The organism is Plantactinospora sp. BB1, from assembly GCF_003030385.1.
In the GTDB taxonomy this organism is placed as follows: domain Bacteria; phylum Actinomycetota; class Actinomycetes; order Mycobacteriales; family Micromonosporaceae; genus Plantactinospora.
On the sequence record NZ_CP028159.1, the window covers coordinates 3,379,191 to 3,399,046 of the forward strand.

The 19,856-nt window shown below is 73.7% G+C and carries 20 protein-coding genes; 15 read left to right on the forward strand and 5 right to left on the reverse strand.

Annotated features, from left to right (window positions below):
* Positions 1–10: 10 nt before the first annotated feature.
* The 6 genes from C6W10_RS14745 to mnhG are packed head-to-tail and all read left to right on the forward strand — an operon-like array spanning position 11 to position 6,224.
* Positions 11–2,941, forward strand: coding sequence for a Na+/H+ antiporter subunit A (locus C6W10_RS14745; protein ID WP_107258575.1), 2,931 nt, complete (start codon positions 11–13; stop codon positions 2,939–2,941).
* Positions 2,938–3,432, forward strand: coding sequence for a Na(+)/H(+) antiporter subunit C (locus C6W10_RS14750; RefSeq protein WP_107258576.1), 495 nt, complete (start codon positions 2,938–2,940; stop codon positions 3,430–3,432). Before C6W10_RS14745 ends, C6W10_RS14750 begins: the two co-directional genes overlap by 4 nt.
* On the forward strand, positions 3,429–4,934 hold the full coding sequence (locus C6W10_RS14755; RefSeq protein WP_107258577.1) for a Na+/H+ antiporter subunit D: 1,506 nt from the start codon (positions 3,429–3,431) through the stop codon (positions 4,932–4,934). The genes C6W10_RS14750 and C6W10_RS14755 overlap by 4 nt, the downstream gene beginning before the upstream one ends.
* Positions 4,931–5,608: a Na+/H+ antiporter subunit E gene (locus tag C6W10_RS14760; RefSeq protein WP_369938431.1), complete on the forward strand. Its 678-nt coding sequence runs from the start codon at positions 4,931–4,933 to the stop codon at positions 5,606–5,608. Before C6W10_RS14755 ends, C6W10_RS14760 begins: the two co-directional genes overlap by 4 nt.
* Entirely contained in the window at positions 5,605–5,865 is a 261-nt protein-coding gene (locus tag C6W10_RS14765) for a monovalent cation/H+ antiporter complex subunit F (RefSeq protein WP_107258578.1), read from the forward strand. Before C6W10_RS14760 ends, C6W10_RS14765 begins: the two co-directional genes overlap by 4 nt.
* Positions 5,862–6,224, forward strand: a complete 363-nt coding sequence (gene mnhG / locus C6W10_RS14770; RefSeq protein ID WP_107258579.1) for a monovalent cation/H(+) antiporter subunit G — start codon at positions 5,862–5,864, stop codon at positions 6,222–6,224. The genes C6W10_RS14765 and mnhG overlap by 4 nt, the downstream gene beginning before the upstream one ends.
* An 82-nt stretch (positions 6,225–6,306) precedes the next feature.
* Here mnhG and C6W10_RS14775 read toward each other — a convergent pair whose 3' ends face one another.
* Positions 6,307–6,747 carry a VOC family protein gene (locus C6W10_RS14775; protein ID WP_107258580.1) on the reverse strand — a complete coding sequence of 147 codons (441 nt, stop codon included), beginning with the start codon at positions 6,745–6,747 and terminating at the stop codon, positions 6,307–6,309.
* A gap of 220 nt (positions 6,748–6,967) precedes the next feature.
* Here C6W10_RS14775 and C6W10_RS14780 point away from each other — a divergent pair, with 220 nt between their 5' ends.
* On the forward strand, positions 6,968–7,330 hold the full coding sequence (locus C6W10_RS14780) for a YkvA family protein (protein ID WP_234361755.1): 363 nt from the start codon (positions 6,968–6,970) through the stop codon (positions 7,328–7,330).
* Between the two features lie 65 nt (positions 7,331–7,395).
* Here C6W10_RS14780 and C6W10_RS14785 read toward each other — a convergent pair whose 3' ends face one another.
* Both C6W10_RS14785 and C6W10_RS14790 read right to left on the reverse strand, forming a co-directional pair.
* The gene (locus C6W10_RS14785) at positions 7,396–7,776 is read right to left on the reverse strand and encodes a sensory rhodopsin transducer (RefSeq protein ID WP_199853362.1); all 381 of its coding nucleotides are present in this window, start codon (positions 7,774–7,776) and stop codon (positions 7,396–7,398) included.
* Positions 7,776–8,966 (reverse strand): D-arabinono-1,4-lactone oxidase, encoded by a 1,191-nt coding sequence (locus C6W10_RS14790; RefSeq protein WP_107258581.1) that lies wholly within the window; start codon positions 8,964–8,966, stop codon positions 7,776–7,778. The genes C6W10_RS14785 and C6W10_RS14790 overlap by 1 nt, the downstream gene beginning before the upstream one ends.
* 267 nt (positions 8,967–9,233) lie before the next feature.
* On the opposite strand from C6W10_RS14790, the gene C6W10_RS14795 reads away from it, so the two are divergent.
* The 3 genes from C6W10_RS14795 (at position 9,234) to C6W10_RS14805 (ending at position 12,780) form a co-directional block, all read left to right on the forward strand.
* Entirely contained in the window at positions 9,234–10,598 is a 1,365-nt protein-coding gene (locus C6W10_RS14795) for a hemolysin family protein (RefSeq protein WP_107258582.1), read from the forward strand.
* Complete coding sequence (locus C6W10_RS14800) at positions 10,595–11,659, forward strand: hemolysin family protein (protein ID WP_107258583.1); 1,065 nt, start codon at positions 10,595–10,597, stop codon at positions 11,657–11,659. Before C6W10_RS14795 ends, C6W10_RS14800 begins: the two co-directional genes overlap by 4 nt.
* 95 nt (positions 11,660–11,754) lie before the next feature.
* Positions 11,755–12,780, forward strand: coding sequence for a sporulation protein (locus C6W10_RS14805; protein WP_369938435.1), 1,026 nt, complete (start codon positions 11,755–11,757; stop codon positions 12,778–12,780).
* 39 nt (positions 12,781–12,819) lie between these two features.
* Here the strand turns inward: C6W10_RS14805 and leuE are convergent, their stop codons facing one another.
* Together leuE and C6W10_RS14815 are read right to left on the reverse strand one after the other, a co-directional pair.
* Positions 12,820–13,488, reverse strand: coding sequence for a leucine efflux protein LeuE (leuE, locus tag C6W10_RS14810; RefSeq protein WP_107258585.1), 669 nt, complete (start codon positions 13,486–13,488; stop codon positions 12,820–12,822).
* Positions 13,485–14,768, reverse strand: coding sequence for a bifunctional pyridoxamine 5'-phosphate oxidase family protein/GNAT family N-acetyltransferase (locus C6W10_RS14815; protein WP_107258586.1), 1,284 nt, complete (start codon positions 14,766–14,768; stop codon positions 13,485–13,487). Before C6W10_RS14815 ends, leuE begins: the two co-directional genes overlap by 4 nt.
* A gap of 39 nt (positions 14,769–14,807) precedes the next feature.
* On the opposite strand from C6W10_RS14815, the gene C6W10_RS14820 reads away from it, so the two are divergent.
* The 5 genes from C6W10_RS14820 to C6W10_RS14840 all read left to right on the forward strand — a co-directional run bounded on the left by C6W10_RS14820 (position 14,808) and on the right by C6W10_RS14840 (position 19,802).
* Positions 14,808–16,148, forward strand: a complete 1,341-nt coding sequence (locus C6W10_RS14820) for an aminotransferase class I/II-fold pyridoxal phosphate-dependent enzyme (protein WP_107258587.1) — start codon at positions 14,808–14,810, stop codon at positions 16,146–16,148.
* 29 nt (positions 16,149–16,177) lie between these two features.
* Positions 16,178–16,876: a UdgX family uracil-DNA binding protein gene (locus C6W10_RS14825; RefSeq protein WP_107258588.1), complete on the forward strand. Its 699-nt coding sequence runs from the start codon at positions 16,178–16,180 to the stop codon at positions 16,874–16,876.
* A gap of 50 nt (positions 16,877–16,926) precedes the next feature.
* Complete coding sequence (locus C6W10_RS14830) at positions 16,927–18,069, forward strand: acyl-CoA dehydrogenase family protein (protein ID WP_107258589.1); 1,143 nt, start codon at positions 16,927–16,929, stop codon at positions 18,067–18,069.
* Positions 18,070–18,239: 170 nt separating this feature from the next.
* The gene (locus C6W10_RS14835) at positions 18,240–19,562 is read left to right on the forward strand and encodes an MFS transporter (RefSeq protein WP_107258590.1); all 1,323 of its coding nucleotides are present in this window, start codon (positions 18,240–18,242) and stop codon (positions 19,560–19,562) included.
* 39 nt (positions 19,563–19,601) lie between these two features.
* Complete coding sequence (locus tag C6W10_RS14840) at positions 19,602–19,802, forward strand: DUF3046 domain-containing protein (protein WP_107258591.1); 201 nt, start codon at positions 19,602–19,604, stop codon at positions 19,800–19,802.
* Positions 19,803–19,856 lie beyond the last annotated feature (54 nt).

Here is a 19,856-nt window from a genome sequence, read left to right on the forward strand (position 1 = left end):
TGGAGTACGCATGCTGATGCTGCTGGCGCTGCACCTGGTGGCTGCGGCGCTGGCGCCCGCGTTGGTACGCCGGTGGGGGCGGTGGGCCTTCCTGCCGCTGGCGATCGCCCCGGCCAGCGCGTTCGGCTGGGCGCTCGGGTACGCCGACACGGTCCGGGACGGCGGGGCCGTCGTCGAGGCGTACCCGTGGGTGCCGGAACTCGGTCTCCAGCTGGCGCTGCGGGTCACCACCCTGTCCTGGCTGCTGATGCTGCTGGTCGGCGGGATCGGCGCGCTGGTACTGGTCTACTGCGTCCGCTACTTCGACGCCGACGAGCCCGGGCTCGGCCGGTTCGCCGCCGTCTTCGTCGGCTTCGCCGGAGCCATGCTCGGGGTGGTGGTCGCCGACGACCTGCTGCTGCTCTACGTCTGCTGGGAACTGACCAGCGTCTTCTCCTACCTGCTGATCGCGCACCACCCCGAGCAGCAGGCCAGCCGGCGGGCGGCGAACCAGGCGCTGCTGGTGACCACCCTGGGTGGCCTGGTCATGCTGGTCGGCTTCGTGATGCTCGGCCAGCACGCCGGGACGTACCGGTGGTCGGAGATCGCCGCCCGGCCGCCGCCGCCCGGCGGGTACCTCGGGATCGCGGTGGTGCTGATCCTGGTCGGTGCGCTGAGCAAGTCGGCGATCTTCCCGGCCAGCTTCTGGCTGCCGGCCGCGATGGCCGCACCGACCCCGGTCAGCGCCTACCTGCACGCCGCCGCGATGGTGAAGGCCGGCGTCTACCTGGTGGCGCTGCTCGCCCCCGCGTACGCGCAGGTCGGCCCGTGGCGTCCGGTGATCTACGTGGCCGGGATCGTCACCATGCTGGCCGGCGGCTGGGCCGCGCTGCGGCAGGTGGACCTGAAACTGCTGCTGGCGTACGGCACGGTCAGCCAGCTCGGGCTGATGGTCGTACTCGCCGGTGCCGGCACCCCGGACGCCGCGCTCGCCGCCGTCGCGATGCTGCTCGGGCACGCCCTGTTCAAGGCGGCCCTGTTCCTGGTGGTCGGGATCGTCGACCGGCGGGCCGGAACCCGGGACCTGACCGTGCTCTCCGGGCTGTGGCGGCGGATGCCGCTGGTCTGCGCGACCGCCGTACTCGGTGCCGCCTCGATGGCCGGGATACCGCCGCTGATGGGGTTCGTCGCCAAGGAGACGGTGCTGGTGGCGTTCACCGGCGACCCGGTACCGCTCGCCGCGCTGATGCTCGGCAGCGTCCTGACCACCGCGTACAGCGCCCGGTTCGTCTGGGGGGCGTTCGCCGGCCGCTCCGCCGGGGAGGCGACGCCGACCCGACCGGTCGAGACCGTCATGCTCGCCCCGGCGGCACTGCTCGCGGTCGCCGGGCTGGTGCTGGGGCTGCTGGCCGGGCCGGTCGGCGAGATGCTCGCCGGTTATCCCCGGCTGTTCGGGGCGATCAAGCATCCGCTCACCTTCGTACCGCCGCCGGGGCTCGCCATGGGCCTGTCGCTGCTGGTGCTGGTCAGCGGCGTGCTGCTCTTCGTGCTGGGTGCCCGGGTGGCTGCGGTGCAGGCCCGGCTGCGGTCCCCGTTCGACGGGGACACCGCCTACCAGGTGCTGAGCCGGGGCCTGGACCGGTTCGCCGTGCTGCTCACCGGTGCGACGCAGCGGGGTTCGCTGCCGCAGTACCTCGGGGTGATCCTGCTCGCCCTGGTCATCGTGCTGGGCGGCGCGCTGCTGCGCGGTCCGTGGCCGGACCGGATCGGGGCCTCGGCCAACCCGCTCCAGGCCGTCGTCGGGGTGGTGCTCGGGGTCGCCGCGGTGCTCACCGTCCGGGCCCGCCGCCGGCTCACCGCGGTGATCCTGTCCGGCGTCACCGGCTACTGCACCGCGATGCTCTTCGTCCTGCACGGTGCCCCCGACCTGGGGCTGGCGCAGTTCCTGGCGGAGACCGTCACCATCGTGATCTTCGTGTTGGTGCTGCGCCGGCTGCCGGCCCGGTTCTCGGTGCGACCGCTGCGCCGCAGTCGGTGGACCCGGCTCGCCCTCGGGGCGGCGGTCGGGGCCGTGGTCACCGCGATGGCGGTGGCCGCGACCGGGGCGCGGCGGGCGCCGCCGATCGCGGCCGAGTATCCCGGGCCGGCCCTCTCCTTCGGGTACGGCCGCAACGTCGTCAACGTGACCCTGGTCGACATCCGCGCCTGGGACACCATGGGCGAGATCGCCGTACTCGTGGTGGCGGCGACCGGGGTGGCGAGCCTGATCTTCCAGCGGCGACGCGGCCCGGACCGGCCCCGGCGGGACGACATCGCGCCGCCGTCCGGAGCCGAGCGGGTCTGGCTGCGGGCCGGGCCGACGCTGCGGACCCGGCGCCGCTCGATCGTCTTCGAGGTGGTCGTCCGGCTGATCTTCCACACGGTGGTGCTCTTCTCGCTCTTCCTCCTCTTCTCCGGCCACAACGCCCCCGGCGGCGGCTTCGCCGGTGGCCTGGTGGCCGGGCTGGCTCTCGCGGTCCGCTACCTCGCCGGGGGCCGGCACGAGCTCGACCAGGCGGCCCCGGTCGACGCCGGAGTCGTCCTCGGGGTCGGCCTCTTCGTCTCGGTCGGCACGGGCCTGCTCGCGATGACCACGGGTGGGGAGGTGCTGCGCAGCACGCTGCTGGAGCCGGAGTTGCCGCTCGTCGGCGACCTGCACCTGGTCACCTCGATCTTCTTCGACATCGGCGTCTACCTGGTCGTGGTCGGCCTGGTGCTGGACATCCTGCGCAGCCTCGGCGCCGAGGTGGACCGGCAGATCGAGGTGGAGGACGAGTCGGGCACCGGGCTGCGTACGGACCGGCCGGCGGGACCGGACCGGCCGGCGGGACCGGACCGGCCGGCGGGACCGGACCGGCCGGCGGGTACGGACCGGCCGGCGGGCGCGGGGCGGCGGGCGACGGGTACGGACGGCCCGCGATGACCTCGAACCTGGTACTGGCGCTGGTCGTCGGGGTGCTCTTCGGCAGCGGGGTCGTCCTGCTCCTGGAGCGGAGCCTCAGCCAGGTGCTGATCGGCGCCATCCTGCTCACCAACGGCACCAACCTGCTGCTCCTGCTCGGCGGCCGGTCCGGTGAGGCGCCGATCCTGGGGGTCACGCCGGAGGCGGAGATGAGCGACCCGCTGGCCCAGGCGATGGTGCTGACCGCCATCGTGATCACGCTGGGCCTGACCGCGTTCCTGATGGCGATGGCGTACCGGAGCTGGCAGTTGACCGGGCACGACGAGGTACGCGACGACCCGGAGGACCGCCGGATCGTGCGCCGTGCCGAGCGAGGCGAACTCGCCGGCCCGGACGACAACGTCGGCGAGGGACCGTGGCACCCGGCCGGCGGGACGACGGGTACCGATCCGGAGCAGGTCGATCCCGAGCCGCCGCCGCGCCGGCTCGACGACGGGGCGGACCGGGCATGACCCACCTGGTACCGCTGCCGGTGGTCGTACCGCTGCTCGGCGCCGCGCTGACCCTGGTGCTGGCCCGCCGGCCGATCGCGCAGCGGACGATCAGCGTCACCACCCTGGTGATCACCCTGGCGGTCGCGGTCCTGCTGCTCTGGCGTGCGCACTGGCACGGCCCGCTGGTGGTGCACATCGGCGGCTGGTCCGCCCCGCTCGGCATCGTCCTGGTCGCCGACCAGTTGGCCGCGCTGATGCTGGTGGTGTCGGCGGCGGTGACGCTCTGCGTGCTGCTCTACTCGATCGGGGAGGGCCGGGCGGATCCCGGCGCGCACGCCCCGGTGGTCATCTACCACCCCACCTATCTGGTGATGACGGCCGGGGTGACGAACGCCTTCCTCGCCGGCGACCTGTTCAGCCTCTTCGTCGGCTTCGAGATCCTGCTGTCGGCCAGCTACGTGCTGCTCACCCTCGGCGGCACCGAGGAACGCATCCGGGCCGGCGCCACCTACGTGGTGGTCGGCCTGGTGTCGTCGCTGATCTTCCTCACCGCGATCGGCCTGGTGTACGCCTCCACCGGCACCCTGAACCTCGCCCAGCTGGTGGGCCGGCTCGACGCGCTCTCGGCCGACCTGCGGCTGGCGCTGCACGGCGTACTGCTGCTCGCCTTCGCCATCAAGGCGGCGGTCTTCCCGCTGGCGGCCTGGCTGCCGGACAGCTATCCGACCGCACCGGCCCCGGTCACCGCCGTCTTCGCCGGCCTGCTCACCAAGGTCGGCATCTACGCGATCATCCGGACCGAGACGCTGCTCTTCCCCGACGGCCGCGCCGCCGACCTGCTGCTGGTGCTGGCCCTGCTGACCATGCTGGTCGGCATCCTGGGCGCGGTCGCGCAGTCCGACATCAAGCGGCTGCTGTCGTTCACCCTGGTCAGCCACATCGGATACCTGCTCTTCGGGGTGGCGCTCACCTCGGGGCCCGGGCTGGCCGCCGCGATCTTCTACGTGGTGCACCACATCACCGTGCAGACCACGCTCTTCCTGGCGGCCGGGCTCGTCGAGCGGCGGGCCGGCAGCACCAACCTGGACCGGATCGGCGGGCTGGCCCGGGTCGCGCCGCTGCTCGGCGGGCTGTTCCTGCTGCCGGCGCTGAACCTCGCCGGCATCCCGCCGTTCTCCGGGTTCCTCGGCAAGCTGGGGCTCTTCCAGGCCGGGGTGTCGGCCGGCGGGGTGCTGCCCTGGCTGCTGGTGGTCGCCGGCACCCTGACCAGCCTGCTCACCCTCTACGCGACGACGAAGGTGTGGAGCCTGGCGTTCTGGCGGGCGCCCCGGCTGGCCGATCCCGAGGAGCCGACCCGGCTGCCCCGGCTGATGGTGGGCGCCACCACCGTACTGGTGCTGCTCGGGGTGGGGCTGACCGTGGCCGCCGGCCCGCTCTTCGGGGTCAGCGCCGAGGCCGCCGACGACCTGCGGGAACGCGTCCCGTACGTGCGCGCGGTCTTCCCCGGCGGCCCGCCGTGACCGGCGACGCCCAGCCGTCCGGCCCGGTCCCGGCCCGTCGGGTCGTGCCGGGCTGGTCGGGGCTGCGGCGCCGACTCGGGTACCCGGACCGCTGGCGGGCGCTGCGGCGCCGGCTTCCGGACCGGCGGCGCTGGCGGGACCACCTGATCACGGTCGGTTGGCTGGTCACGGTCTGGAGCCTGCTCTGGGGCGAGTTCAGCGTCGGCAACCTGCTCAGCGGGGTGCTGGCGGCTGTGGTGATCCTGGTCTTCCTGCCGCTGCCCCGGGTGACCTTCGGGGGGCGGCTCCGGCCGCTGGCGCTGGCCGAGTTCGTCGGGCGCTTCGTCGTCGAACTCGTGGTGGCCAGCGTGCAGGTCGGCTGGGTCGCGCTGCGCCCCGGACGGCCCCGGAACGCCATCATCGCCATCCGGCTGCGGGTGCGTACCGACCTCAACCTGGCGCTGACCGCCGAGGTGCTGTCGCTGGTCCCCGGCACGCTGATCGTGGAGGCCGACCGGGAGACCGGGACGCTCTACGTGCACGTACTGGACGTACGCGGTGCCGAGGACCTGGCCCGGAGCCGGGAACGCATCCTGGGCCTGGAGGCCCGCCTCGTCCGCGCCGTCGGCTCCGGAACGGAGCTGCGGCTGCTCTCGTCGAGCAGCCGAAACTCCGAACCGGGAGGACCACCGTGATCGTCGCAGTCGTTGTCGTCGCCGTCCTGCTCTCGACCGCGGCCGGGCTGGCCCTGGTCCGCGTCGTACGCGGCCCGGCGCTGCTGGACCGGGTCGTCGCCGCCGAGGTCCTGATCTCGATCATCATCGGTGCGCTCGGCGCCGAGGCGGCCGTCAACCGGCACGCCACCACGCTGCCGATCCTGATCGCGCTGAGCATGCTGGGCTTCGTCGGCTCGGTGGCCCTGGTGCGGTTCGCCGCCGGGGAGGAGGCGTGAGTGGCGAGGTCGTCCTCGACGTACTGGTCGGGATCTTCCTGGTCGCCGGGGGACTGCTGAGCCTGGTCGCCGGGATCGGGCTGATCCGCTTCCCGGACGTGCTCAGCCGGATGCACTCGGCGACCAAGCCGCAGGTGCTCGGCGTACTGCTGATCCTGCTGGCGCAGGCGGTCAGCCTGCGCAACGGCGCCGACCTGGCCACGCTGGTGCTGATCGGCGGTTTCCAGCTCACCACCGCCCCGCTCGCGGCGCAGATGATCGGCCGGGCCGCTTACCGCACCGGGCGGGTCCACCGGGAGTCCCTCGACGTCGACGAACTCGCCGACCAGGACGGCGTCGGCTCCGGCCGTGCCGACTGAGCGACCCCGGCGAGGGACCGACCGTCGACCCTCGACGACCGGCGCGCCGGCCCGGTCGGCCGCACGGCTTCCTCGGCGGGTCTCAGCCGAGCTGTTGGGCGAGGCCGACGACGATGCCCTCGGGGCCGCGGACGTAGCAGAGCCGGTAGCTCTGCTCGTACTGCGCCAGCTCGCCGACGAGTTCGGCACCGTGCGCACGCAGCCGGGCGACGACGTCCTCGACGTCGTCGACGGCGAACATGATCCGGCGAATCCCCAGGGTGTTCGCCGGGGCGTCCGTCGGCTCGGTGCGGATCGCCCTCGGCGTGTGGAACCTCGCCAGTTCGACCCGGCCGTGCCCGTCCGGGACGCGCAGCATCGCGACGTCCTGCCGGACGTCGTCGATCCCGATGACCCGCTCCACCCAGCGGCCCTCGATCGGCCCCCTGCCCTCCAGCTCCATGCCGAGTTCGACGAAGAACGAGATGACGGCGTCGAGGTCGTCGACAACGATGAGGACGTTGTCCATCCGGTGGATCGTCATGCCGGGGTCTCCTTCTGACCGGGTACGGCCACGCCGGCCGCATCGACTCCTGGGACGGAGCCGCCGGGCGACTCTCGACACCATCGGCCGCCCCGCCAGTCGCCGGTGGCTGCTCGCCGATCGTCGACGGACGCCACGCCGCGTGCGGATCCGGACTTCTCCCCCCGGCGTGGCGCGGCGTCGCCGGGCGGGCCGGGGCCTGCCGGGTTACCGTTGCGGCATGTCCCGGGATACGTGGACCGTGATCCTCGTGCTGGGTGGCATCGTCGCCGTCGCCACGCTGGCCGGAGCCGTCGTGCTCGCGCTCCGGGTGCTGCGCACCCGCAAGCTGCTCGGCGAGTTGGGTGCCGGCGGCAAGGTGGCGTTCTACGGCGCGTTGATCTACACGGTGCTGCCGGTCGACCTGCTGCCCGATCCGATCTACCTCGACGACATGGGCATCCTGGCCGGCGCGTTGCTCTACCTGACCCGGCTGGTGCACCAGCGCCGGGCGGGTCGCCCGGGGTCGCTGGATCATGGCGTGGGTGCGGACGTACGGCCGTTGCCGCCCCGGGGACCGGATCGGACCCGTACCCGGCGTTGACCGCCGGAGCCTGCCGTTGCCGGGCCGGACTGCGACCGTCGACACGTCTCCTGGCAAGCATGCGGTCAGGAGTCGGCGGGGAACGCCATCGTGCCGGTCAACCCGACGGTGCCGGGCAGCCGGGTGTCCTGGCGGAGGAACTGCACCACGACCGGGACCGGTGACCGGACGACGCAGCCGAACCGCCGGCCCAGCACGATCGCCTCGGGGTCGATCAGGTCGTTGAGGCGTACGTGCCGGATCCGGCGGGCGCCGACCTCGACCGGGTACGGGCCGACCGGCTCCCGGTCCTCGTAGTAGACGGTGATCTCCAGATCGGCCGGCTCGTCACCGGTGTTAAGCACCGAGAGCTGGTCGAAGCTGGTGAACTCCGGTTCCTCGCCGTTGCTGGGGAACGGGATCCGGCCGCCGGGGACCACCCAGACCCGCCCGCCGAGCCCGGCCATCAGCCGTCCCTCAGCAGCCGGGCGAGGTCGGGGGTGAGGAACACCTCGTCCGGGTCGAGCCGGCGGCGCAGGTCCTGGAACCTGTCCCACTGTGGATAGACGGCGCGCAGGTGCGGGGCGGCCAGCGAGTGCTTCTTGCCCCAGTGCGGGCGGCCGTCGTGCTGCCGGAACACCGCCTCGACGTCGGCGAAGTACTCGTCGTGCGGCAGGGAGTTGTTCTGTAGGCAGGCGATCGTCGTGGTGGCCCGGCCGTACGCGGGGCTGAGCCAGATGTCGTCGGCGGCGACGGTACGCACCAGCACCCGCCAGGCCACCCCGGTGCGGTGCCGGTCGAGGATCCGGCGCCGGATCTCGGTGAAGCAGGCGTGGAAGGCCTCCGACGGTATGGCGTACTCGATCTCCTCGAACCGCAGCTCGCGGTGCCGGGGAATGGTCCGGTGGCTCGGGCCGGACTCGGTGATCCGGGGCTCGCCGACCGGGCCGAGTTCCGGCTCCTCGCCGCGCCGGTTGAGGGTGCGGATCTGGGTGGTGTCGGTGCGCGGATACCAGTAGAAGTCCATGTTCCGGTTCTGCCGCTGCAACTGGGGCAGGTGGTCGAGGGTCCAGGCGATCGACGAGCACCAGTTGCGCCGCCGCAGGTGGTAGGTGGGGGTGAGCCGCAGCGTCAGCGTGGTCACCACGCCGAGCACGCCGAGGGAGAGTCGCGCCGCCGGCAGCAGGTCGCCGTTGTGCTCCGCGGAGATCTCCAGCACCTCGCCGGTGCCGGTCACCAGCCGGACCCCGGCGACCTGGGTGGAGAGGTTGCCGAATTCGAGGCCGGTGCCGTGCGTGCCGGTGGCGGTGGCGCCGGCGATCGACTGCACGTCGACGTCACCGAGGTTGTCCATGGCGAGCCCGGCCTCGTAGAGCGCCTCGCCCAGCTCACCCAGCGGCACCCCGGCGCCGACGGTCGCCAGGTGCGGGTCGTCGTGCCGGCGCACGGCCCGGGGCAGCCCGGCCAGGCTGACGAGTACGTCGTCGGTGCGGACCAGCGGACTGGACGAGTGGCCGGAGCCGACCGGCCGGAGCGTGGTCGAGGTCTGCCGGGCCCGTTCGACCAGGGCCCGTACGGCGTCCTCGCCGTCCGGCCTGGCGTACTCGCGCGGGGTGAACCGGAGGCTTCCCGACCAGTTCCGCCACTCCCGTCCCACCGCGACCTCCCTCCGGGGTGTCCGCCCGGGGCGCCAACCGCACGGTCCGGTACCGGGCGGGACGGATCGGGACAGGCGTCTCTACCCGGTCGACGGTCCGGGAAACGGCTGGTCGGGACCGGTGGTGGTTGTCCAGGCAGTGCTCAGCGGGGCTCGGTAGGATGGCCTGGTGATCGACTCAACTGTCCAGGAGGGCAGCTGTAGCCAGCCGGGTCGGACCCGGCATCTCCCGCACCAGCCGCGACGACAGGGAGCGCTGAGCACCCTGTGTTGATCGCGATCGGTCTCCTCCTGATCATCCTGCTCACTGTGGCGACGGGATACTTCGTCGCCCAGGAATTCGGTTATGTCGCCGTAGACCGGGGCAAACTGCGCCAGCTCGCCGAGGACGGCGACGTCGCCGCGCAACGCGCCCTGACGGTCACCGGACGACTCTCCTTCATGCTCTCCGGAGCCCAGCTCGGGATCACCGTCACCGCCCTGCTCGTCGGTTACGTCGCCGAGCCGTACCTCGGCGACGGCCTGGCCGATCTGCTCGGTGTGGCCGGCGTCTCGGCGGCGATCAGCACGCCGCTCGCGGTCGCGCTCTCCCTGGTGATCGCCACCGTCATCCAGATGGTCTTCGGCGAACTCGCCCCGAAGAACCTCGCCATCGTCCGGGCGGAGGGGCTGGCCCGGGCCCTCAGCCGCTCCACCCTGATCTACCTGGCCGTCGCCGGGCCGGTGATCCGGCTCTTCGACGCCGCCGCCACCCGGCTGCTGCGTCGGGTCGGCATCGAACCGGTGGAGGAACTGCCCAGCGGGGCGACGCCGGAGGACCTGGAACAGATCATCGCCGAGTCGCGCGAGGAGGGGCACCTCGACGCCGAGATGTCCACCCTGCTCGACCGGGGACTCGACTTCCGGCAGCTCACCGCCGCCGAGGCGATGGTGCCCCGGGTCGACGTCTACACCGTACGGCCCGACGAGCCGCTCAGCCGGCTGGTCGAGCTGCTCGACACCGGGCACTCGCGCTTCCCGGTCCGCGGCTCCGAGGGCGTGGACGACGTCGTCGGGGTGGTCGGCATCGCCGACGTACTCGGGGTGCCGCCGGCGAAGCGCGCCAGTACCCCGGTCGAGGCGGTCGCCGTACCCCCGTTGCTGGTGCCGGCGACGCTGCCGCTGCCGACGGTGCTGGACCGGCTCCGGGCCGGGCACCGCCAGCTCGCCTGCGTGGTCGACGAGTACGGCGGGTTCGCCGGGGTGATCACCCTGGAGGACATCGCCGAGGAGCTGGTCGGGCCGATCCGGGACGAGGACGACCCGCCCGAGCGGGCCCCGGTCCGGCAGGCCGACGGCTCCTGGGTGGTGCCGGCCCGCTGGCGGATCGACGAGGTCGCCGACAGCACCGGGATCACCCTGCCCGAGGCACCCGAATACGACACCCTCTCCGGGCTGGTGATGCGGGAGCTGGGCCGGATACCCGAGGTCGGTGACCGGCTGGAGATCAGGCTCTCCGCCGAGGGCGAACCCGAGCAGGAGGCGATGCGGCCCCGGGCCCACGTCGAGGTGCTCGCGGTCGACCGGCACGTCGCCGACTCGGTCCGGCTCCGGGTGCTGGTGCCGCAGAGCGGGGCGGAGCGCGCCTCATGAGTACGACATGGGCGTTGCTGGTCTCGCTGCTGCTGCTCGCGCTGAACGCCTTCTTCGTGGCCGCCGAGTTCGCCCTGCTGGCGGCGAAGCGCTACCGGCTGGAGCAGGCCGCCGCCTCCGGTGGCCGGGCCGCCCGGGCGGCGCTGGACGGGGTACGCGAGCTGACCCTGATGCTGGCCGGTGCGCAGTTCGGCATCACCGTCTGCACCCTGGGGCTGGGCGCGCTCGCCGAACCGGCGATCGAGTCCCTGCTCAGCCCCCTGCTGCACGCGGTCGGCCTGCCGGACACGGCCAGCCACGTGATCGCGCTGGTCTTCGCGCTCGCCCTGGTCACCTTCCTGCACCTGGTGGTCGGCGAGATGGCCCCGAAGTCGTGGGCGATCACCGACCCGGAGCGGTCCGCCCTGCTGCTCGCGCTGCCGTTCCGGGCGTTCGCCCGGGTGGCCCGGCCGGTGCTCTCCGCGCTGAACGGGCTGGCCAACGTGACGCTGCGGCTGGTCAAGGTACGCCCGGAGGAGCAGTTGGCGGTGGCGCACGGGCCGGAGGAGCTGCGGATGCTGTTGCAGCAGTCCCGCGAGCACGGCCTGCTCGCCGCCGACCAGCACGAGATGCTGACCAGCATGCTCGAACTCCAGGGCACCACCGTCGCCCAGGTGATGGAGCCGGTCGAGACGATCGTCTCGGTACGCCCCGACGACTCCGCGGAGCGGATCGAAGAGGTGTGCCGGTCCAGCGGCCGGTCCCGGCTGGCCGTCTTCGACGCGCCGGGTGAGGTGGCCGGGCTGGTGCACGTCCGGGAGGCGGTCCGGGCCACCACCGCCGGACGGCCGGCGACGGCCCGGGAGCTGATGACGAGCCCGTTCACCCTGGAGGCGACCGCGACGGTCACCGAGGCGGTGGCGGCGATGCGGGCCGAGCAGGCGCAGTTGGCCATGGTCAGCAACGGGGCCGGTGCCGGTCGGCCGGTCGGTTTCGTGGCGCTGGAGGACCTGCTGGAAGAGGTCATCGGGGAGTTCGACGACGAGACCGACCCGATCCCGCGGGGCCGCCGGCTGCGCTGAACGTCCGCCGTGCCCGCCCCGAGCCAATTGCGGGGCGGGCGTGGCGGAACGGCCGGGTGGGGGCCCGGCCGGGGCGGGCACGGGAGGGGGCGACGGTGGGCTTCGGGGGACTCCTGCCGGGTTCGGGTCTGACCGTGCGGACCACGCTGGCCAATCCGAGTACCCGGCCGGGCCTGTCGCTGCCCGGCCGGGTCATCCTCACCGCCGGCCGGTCGCCGGTGACGGTCGACGGCGTGACGCTCGGCCTGGTCACCCGGGTCGAGCCGGCCGGCGGGGAGCTGGAGTACCAGCCGGTGGAGTTCCACCGGGTGGCCGCCGCCGGGGCGTTCGTGCTGGCCGAGGGGGAGCGCCGGGTCCTCGACTTCGCCGTGCCGGTGCCCTGGGAGACCCCGGTGACGGTGGTCGGCGGGCACTGCCTGCTCAACCTCCGGATGGGGCTGCGGGCCGAGGTCGCGGTCAGCGCGCTGCTCGACCGGGGCGACCTGCGTCCGGTGTACGTGCACCCGCTCCCCGCCCAGGCCGGTGTGCTCTCCGCCCTGGCCGAGCTGGGCTTCGCACTGCGCCAGGTCGGGTTGCTCGCCGAGCGGCTGCCGGGGATCGACCAGCGGCTGCCGTTCCACCAGAAGATCGCGTACTGGGCGGCACCGCTCTACGGCGGCCCGTTCAGCGAGCTGGAGGTCTCGTTCTTCACCGACCAGTACCGGGTGGAGGTGCTCTTCGCACTGGACCGCCGGGTGGCGCTGGCCGGTGCCGGGCACCTCAGCTTCAGTCGGTTCCGGGTGGCGCACCAGGGTGCGGCGGAACTCGACTGGATCACGGTGGTGGACAGTTGGCTCCGGTACGCCGTACAGCGGCACTCGGCGACCGCCGCCGGCTACCAGGTGCGTACGGCACCCGGTCCGGCGCCGGCGCCGCGCCCGACCGACCCCGACCGGTCGCACCCCGGCCCGTCCGGCACCGACACCCCGGACAGCGAGCCGGCGGGGGAGGAGCCCCGGGGTGCCGCGCCGGCCGCCGGCCACGATCCGGACCGGGGGCTGCGGCCGATCGGCGGCGGCGAGGGCGGCATCGGCGGCGGTTCGGGCGGAGGTGCCGGCGGTGGCGGCGGCAGCGGAACCTGAGGGGCCGCGCGGTCGGGGCCGGGCCGTCGAGCCGGGGACTCAGCCGGCGCTGGCGGTCGCCAGTTTGATGCCGAAGCCGAGGAAGAGCGCCCCGATCCCGGTGGTCACCCCGGCGGCCAGCCGACGGCGGCGGCGGAACTGTGCCGCGAGGAAGGTACCGGTGAAGATCAGCATGGTCAGGTAGAGCGCGCTGGTGACCTGGGCGATCGCGCCGAGCAGCAGGAACGACAGCGCCGGGTAGGGGTAGGCCGGGTCGACGAACTGGATGAAGAAGGAGATGAAGAAGAGGATCGCCTTCGGGTTCAGCAGGCTGATCACGGCCGCCCGCCGGAACGGCCGGTCGGCCGCCGCCGGCCGGGTGTCGACCAGCGGCGCCACCGTCGGGTCGTTCCGGGTACGCCAGCGCCGCCACGCGCCGCGCAGCATCATCAGCCCGACGTAACCCAGGTAGGCCGCGCCGCCATATTTGATCACCATGAAGATCGGCGGGTACGCCTTGAGCAGCGAGGCCACCCCGGCGGCGGAGAGGACCATCAGCACCGCGTCGCCGAGGAAGACCCCGGCGGCGGCCCGGTAGCCGGCGCGTACCCCGGTCTTCGCGGCGGTGGTGAGCACGTAGAGCGAGTTCGGTCCGGGCAGCAGGATGATGGCGACCGTGCCCAGCACGTAGGTCCAGATGTCGGTGATCCCCAGCACGCCGGTCATCATCGCCCCGCCGGGGCGGCCCGCTGAAGCCTTTCCCGGAGCCTGACCTGTGCTTTCGGCCACTCGTCGGCGAGCATCGCGTACTGCACCGTGTCCCGCCACGAGCCGTCCGGCCGCAGTCGGTGCCGCCGGAGCACCGCCTCCCGGGTGGCGCCGAGCCGCTCGATGGCGCGCTGTGACCGCTCGTTGCGGATGTCGGTGTGCCAGACCACCCGCTCCGCGCCGAGTTCGTCGAAGGCCCGGCCCAGCAGCAGCAGCTTCGCCTCGGTGTTCAGCCCGGTACGCCACCAGCGCCGACCCAGCCAGGTGTGTCCGATCGCCACCGACCGGTGCCCGGGGTCGATCTCGTAGTAGGAGGTGGTCCCGACCACCTCGCCGGTGGTCGCGTCGAGCTGCGCCCACGGCACCCGCTCGGCCCGCCAGTGCGCGTCCAGGGCGGTCCGGACGATCTCGGCCATCCCGGCCGGGTCGTGCGGCTGGGCGGCGCTCAGGTGGGTCCAGACCTCCGGGTCGCGGGTCGCCGCGAAGAGGGCGTCGACGTGCGACTCGGCCAGCGGGACGAGCCGGACGTGCGCGCCGGCCATCGGCGCCGGGGTGTGCCAGCGGGAGCGGTCCGGGCGCAGGTACGCCGGGAGCGCGGCGGTCACCCCGGCGTCCGGCTCGGGCCGCCCGGCGACGGTACGCAGCGGGAGCACGCCGGCCCAGTGCGGCAGGTCGTGGTCGCCGGGATCGTCGCGTACGCCGCCGGTGCGGGTGCGCACCGAGACCTCCCGCAGCGGGAGGGCCAGCAGGGCGGTCTCGGCCAGCTCCCGGCGGCTCGGTGGCCGGCTGTCGGCGCTGCGGCCCCGGCCGACCTTCTCGACCAGCGCGGTCAGCACGCGCCGCTTCTCCGTCTCGTCGGCGACCAGGTGCGCGGTGCCGTGTGCGACCAGCGAGCGGTAGTTGGCGCTGTGGTGGAACTGGGAGCGGCCGTAGACCAGCCCGTCGAGCTGGGTCACCGCGACGCAGACCGGCAGTCCGGCGTCGGAGCGGGCGGCGAGCAGTGGCCGGCTGCCGGTGGAGCCGTGCAGATAGAGCGTCTCGCCGAGCCGGACGTGCAGGGTGGGCAGGATCCGGGGCTCACCGTCCACCGTGAACCCGAGGTGGCAGTGGTACGCCTCGTCGAGCAGTTCGTGTGCGGAGTCGCGCCGGTAGTCCATCCTCGACCGGTCGCGGCTGGCGGTGCTCCGTGGGGTCTGCCGGTAGGTCTCTGCGGCGCCGTTCGGATGCGTCTGATCGGCCATCTGGCGTCCACCCTTTTGTTATAGTACAATCTCAAAACTGTGACAGCACATTATCAGATCGCCGGTACGACGGCAGCCGCGATATCGGCCAGCGTGGAGACGGGCGTCCGGACCGGGGAGCTGCCGGCCGGAGCCGCACTGCCCGCCGTCCGGGCCCTCGCCCAGCGGCTCGGGGTCAGCCCGGCGACCGTCGCCAAGGCGTACCAGGGACTGCGCCAGCGCGGAGTGGTGGAGACCGCCGGCCGCAACGGCACCCGGATCCGGCCGAAGCCGCCGGTCGCCGGCCGCCGCGCCGCACTGCGGCTGCCCGCGCCGCCCGGCGCGCTCGACCTCTCGGTCGGCGAACCCGACCCCGGGCTGCTCCCGCCGATCGGCCCGCACCTGGCCGCGCTGGCCGAGACCACCGCCGCGGTGGTCAACTACCGGGACGGCGGCGTGCTCCCGGAACTCGTCGACGCGGCCCGCAGGCGGCTGGTCGCCGACGGGGTGCCGGCGGAGGCGGTCACGGTCACCGGCGGCGCGTCGGACGGCATCGAGCGGCTGCTCGTCGGCAACCTGAGCGCGGGTGACGCGGTCGCGATCGAGGATCCCGGCTGGGCCAACACCATCGACCTGGTCGCCACGCTCGGGATGCGGGCGGTGCCGATGCCGGTCGACGAGGCCGGCCCCACCCCGGCCGGGCTGCGCGCCGCGCTGGCCGCCGGAGCCCGGGCGGTGCTGGTGACCAGCCGGGCACAGAACCCGACCGGGGCGGCGGTCAGCGCGCAGCGGGCGGCGGAGCTGCGGACGGTGCTGGCCGACCACCCCGACGTGCTGCTGATCGAGGACGACCACGCCGCCGAACTGGCCGTCGAGCCGCTGCACACCCTGGCCGGCGCCACCCGGAACTGGGCCTTCGTCCGCTCGGCCAGCAAGCCGTACGGGCCGGACCTGCGGCTCGCCGTGCTCGCCGGGGACGAGGTCACCGTCGCCCGGGTGGCGGGCCGGCTCCGGGTCTGCTCCGGCTGGGTCTCCACGCTGCTGCAACGGCTCACCCTGGCGCTGTGGCGGGATCCGGCGGTCGCCGAGCGGATCGCGGTGGCCCGGGACAGCTACGCCGGACGGGTCGCCGCGCTGCACGCCGCCCTCGCCGAGCGCGGGCTGAGCGGGTACGGCCGTACCGGGATCAACGTCTGGCTGCCGGTACCCGACGAGACCCGGGCGGTCGCGGTGCTCCGCGACGCCGGCTACGTGGTGGCGCCCGGCTCGCTGTTCCGGTTGGCTAGCGGGCCGGGAATCCGGATCACGGTCAGCCCGCTCGCCGAGGCCGACATCGCGCCGCTGGCCGACGCCCTGGCCCGGGCCGCCGCGCCCGCCACGCCGGCCACCCTGAGTGCGTGACCCCGGGGATACGGGGTAGAACATGCGCTATGCCTGAGACGGAGACCGCGCCCGGAGCGCAGGAGTTCATCCCGCCCGACGCCGGCAGCCTGGCCGAGCTGCGCGACGCGGCCGGCGGCTGCCGGGGCTGCGAGCTGTACCGGGACGCCACCCAGACGGTCTTCGGCCGGGGTGACGAGCACGCCCGGGTGGTCTTCGTCGGCGAGCAGCCCGGCGACATGGAGGACCAGAAGGGACTGCCGTTCGTCGGGCCGGCCGGGCACCTGCTGCGGCGGGCGGTGGACGAGGCCGGCATCGACCCGGCGCAGCTCTACATCACCAACGCGGTCAAGCACTTTCGCTTCGAGATGCGCGGCAAGCGCCGGCTGCACAAGACGCCGGACCGGGTGCACATCGTCGCCTGCCGGCCCTGGCTGGTCGCCGAGTTCGCCCGGCTGCACCCCGAGGTGGTGGTCGTGCTCGGCGCGACGGCGGCCAAGGCGCTGCTCGGCCCCTCGTTCCGGGTCACCCAGTCCCGGGGCGTACTCCTGCCCTGGCCGGAGTCGGCGCAGCGGCCGCAGGACTTCGCCAAGGTACCGGTCGGGCCGACCGGCGAGCGGGAGACGGTCGCGCCGACCCGGCTGGTCGCCACCATCCACCCCTCGGCGGTGCTCCGCGCCGACGACCGGGACGCCGCCTACGCCGGCCTGGTCGACGACCTGAAGGTGGTGGCCGGGGCGCTGGGTTGACCGGTTCCGGCCTCTTGGGTCCGGCATGCCGCCCAGGCAGACTGGCCGGCATGGAACTGCACCTCTACGAGCCCGTGCACGACGAGTTCCGCCAGCTCTGCCGGGCGTTCCTGGCCCGCGAGGCGGTGCCGCACCACGACCGGTGGGAGGCGGACGGCATCGTCGACCGGGAGGTCTGGCGCCGGGCCGGTGCGGCCGGGCTGCTCGGAACGGACGTCCCCGAGGAGTACGGCGGCGGCGGACAGCGAGACTTCCGGTTCAACGCCGTACTCGTCGAGGAGATCGTCGCCAGCGGCTGTTCCGGGCTCGGGTTCGGGCTGCACAACGACGTGGTCGCGCCGTACCTGAGCGAGCTGGCCAGCGACGAGCAGCGGGCGCGCTGGCTGCCCGGCTTCTGCGCGGGCGAGATCGTCACCGCGATCGCGATGAGCGAGCCGGGCGCCGGTTCCGACCTGGCCGGGATCCGCACCACCGCCACCCGGGACGGCGACGACTACGTCCTGACCGGACAGAAGACGTTCATCACCAACGGCGAGCTGGCCGACCTGGTCGTGGTGGTGGCGAAGACCGCGCCGGAGCGGGGCGCGCACGGCGTGAGCCTGCTGGTGGTCGAGCGCGGCACCCCCGGCTTCACCCGGGGACGCCGGCTGGCCAAGGTCGGGCTGAAGGCCAACGACACCGCCGAACTCTTCTTCGACGAGTGCCGGGTGCCGGCGGCGAACCTGCTCGGTACGGAGAACAGCGGCTTCTACCACCTGATGGCGAACCTGCCCCGGGAACGGCTCGGCATCGCGGTCGCCGCGGTCGCCGCCGCCGAGCGGCTGCTCGCGGTCACCCTGGAGCACGCCCGGTCCCGCCAGGCGTTCGGCCGGCCGATCGGGGCGTTCCAGCACAACCGCTTCCTCCTCGCCGAGCTGGACACCGAGGTCACGATCGCCCGTACCTTCCTCGACCACTGTGTCGCCGAGTTCAACGCGGGCCGGCTCTCCGCGGTGGACGCGGCGAAGGTCAAGTGGTGGACCACCGAGTTGCAGAACCGGGTCGCCGACCGCTGCGTCCAACTGCACGGCGGCTACGGCTACATGCTGGAGTACCCGGTCGCGCGGGCCTGGCTGGACGGTCGGGTGCAGACCATCTACGGCGGCACCACCGAGATCATGAAGGAGATCATCGGCCGCGACCTGGGACTCTGACCGGCCGGCGGCTCGCGGCTACGCCGGCGGCGAATCGGGGTTGAACCGGGCCGGGCGGCGTGCTTCGATCCGCGGGTAAGGATGGCCCGGCCCACCGCTCCTTGCGGTGCCCGACGCGGGGCCGCCCCGCCGGAGGCGGCGGGTCCGAAACGGGGACGGGAGCGGCTGGCATGACGGCGGAACTCACCACCGGAGTCGGGGGCCGCCCCGCCGGGGCGGCGCCGGTCGACGTCGCCCGGGTCCAGCGGCGCACGTTGCTGCTGCTCTGCCTCACCCAGATCATCGGCGGCACCGGGATGACCATCGGGATGACCGTCGGCGTGCTGCTCGCGGCGCGGCTCGGCGGCACCGCGATCTCCGGCCTGGTGCAGAGCGCCTCGGTGGTCGGCGGGGCGCTGCTCGCCGTACCGGTCAGCCGGATCATGCGTACCGGTGGCCGGCGGCCGGGGCTGATCGCCGCGTACCTGGTCGGCGCGGTGGGCGGTGTCCTGATCATCGTGGCGGCGGTCACGGACTGGGTACCGCTGCTCTTCGTCGGCGCGCTCCTCTTCGGCGGCGGGACGACCGCCGGGCTCCAGGCCCGGTACGCCGCCGTCGACCTGGCCGAGCCGGCCCGCCGGGGCCGACACCTGTCGATCGCCGTCTGGGCCACCACCATCGGCGCGGTGGCCGCCCCGAACCTCGCCGCGCCGGCCGACCGGGCGCTGGCCTGGACCGGGGTACCCGTGCTGGCCGGCCCCTTCGTCTTCAGCGTGTTCGCCTTCGCGCTGGCTGCCGGCGTACTCCTGGTGTTCCTCCGGCCCGACCCGCTGCTCACCGCCCGCCGGCTCGCGGCCGCCGACGCCCCGCCGGTGGCCGCCGCCCCCGGCACCCGGCCCGGCCGGGACGACGGCCTGCGCGGCGCCCTCCGGGTGGTCCGCGAGCTGCCGGCGGCCCGGCTCGGCATCTCCGCCGTCGCGATGGGGCACCTGGTGATGGTCGGGGTGATGGTGATGACCCCGGTACGCCTCGGCGAGTGGCACTCCGACGCCCACCTGCTCCGGGTGGTCGGCATCGTGCTCAGCCTGCACATCGCCGGGATGTTCGCGCTCTCCCCGCTGGTCGGCTGGCTCACCGACCGACTCGGCCGGCGTGCGGTGATCCTCGGCGGGCTCGGCGTGCTCCTCGCCGCCTGCGCGGTCGCCGGGACCGCCGGGCACGACACGGTCCGGATCTCGATCGGGCTCACCCTGCTCGGGCTCGGCTGGTCCGGCACGATGGTGGCCGGCTCGACCCTGCTGTCGGAGTCGGTGCCGGCGTCGGTGCGCCCGGCGGTGCAGGGGCTCTCCGACCTGACCATGGGGCTGGCCGGGGCGCTGGCCGGGGCGCTGAGCGGGTTTGTCATCCAGGTTGCCGGCTATCCGGTGCTCAACCTGCTGGCCGCGGTCGCCGTGGTGCCGCTGCTGGCGCTAGCGTTGCGGACGGCGTCGCCGGGGGTGCGGGGCGGTGCGTGAGGACCGGGCGGGTGTCCGTCGGGGAAGGGGATTGGTTCGGTGCGGCTGACAGACTTCTGGGCGCGGTTGGAGCAGACGTTCGGTCCGGCGTACGCCGGCAGCATCGCCGCCGACCAGGTGTTGCCGCAGCTGGGCGGCCGGACCATCCGGCAGGCGCTGGAGGCCGGCGAGGAGACCGTGGTGGTGTGGCGGGCGGTCTGCGCGGCGTACCCGGACCGCGTGCCGGCTCGGCTACGCTGACCATCGATCGACACGCGTCTCAAAGTGATCGATTAGGCACTTATAGTAGTTTGG

Excerpts from the sequence above, each read along its gene's own strand:
- C6W10_RS14745 (WP_107258575.1), top strand. The coding sequence starts at position 11 with ATGCTGATGCTGCTGGCGCTGCACCTGGTGGCTGCGGCGCTGGCGCCC.
- C6W10_RS14750 (WP_107258576.1), top strand. The coding sequence starts at position 2,938 with ATGACCTCGAACCTGGTACTGGCGCTGGTCGTCGGGGTGCTCTTCGGC.
- C6W10_RS14755 (WP_107258577.1), top strand. The coding sequence starts at position 3,429 with ATGACCCACCTGGTACCGCTGCCGGTGGTCGTACCGCTGCTCGGCGCC.
- C6W10_RS14775 (WP_107258580.1), bottom strand. The coding sequence starts at position 6,747 with ATGACGATCCACCGGATGGACAACGTCCTCATCGTTGTCGACGACCTC.
- C6W10_RS14780 (WP_234361755.1), top strand. The coding sequence starts at position 6,968 with ATGTCCCGGGATACGTGGACCGTGATCCTCGTGCTGGGTGGCATCGTC.
- C6W10_RS14785 (WP_199853362.1), bottom strand. The coding sequence starts at position 7,776 with ATGGCCGGGCTCGGCGGGCGGGTCTGGGTGGTCCCCGGCGGCCGGATC.
- C6W10_RS14800 (WP_107258583.1), top strand. The coding sequence starts at position 10,595 with ATGAGTACGACATGGGCGTTGCTGGTCTCGCTGCTGCTGCTCGCGCTG.
- leuE (WP_107258585.1), bottom strand. The coding sequence starts at position 13,488 with ATGATGACCGGCGTGCTGGGGATCACCGACATCTGGACCTACGTGCTG.
- C6W10_RS14815 (WP_107258586.1), bottom strand. The coding sequence starts at position 14,768 with ATGGCCGATCAGACGCATCCGAACGGCGCCGCAGAGACCTACCGGCAG.
- C6W10_RS14825 (WP_107258588.1), top strand. The coding sequence starts at position 16,178 with ATGCCTGAGACGGAGACCGCGCCCGGAGCGCAGGAGTTCATCCCGCCC.
- C6W10_RS14830 (WP_107258589.1), top strand. The coding sequence starts at position 16,927 with ATGGAACTGCACCTCTACGAGCCCGTGCACGACGAGTTCCGCCAGCTC.
- C6W10_RS14835 (WP_107258590.1), top strand. The coding sequence starts at position 18,240 with ATGACGGCGGAACTCACCACCGGAGTCGGGGGCCGCCCCGCCGGGGCG.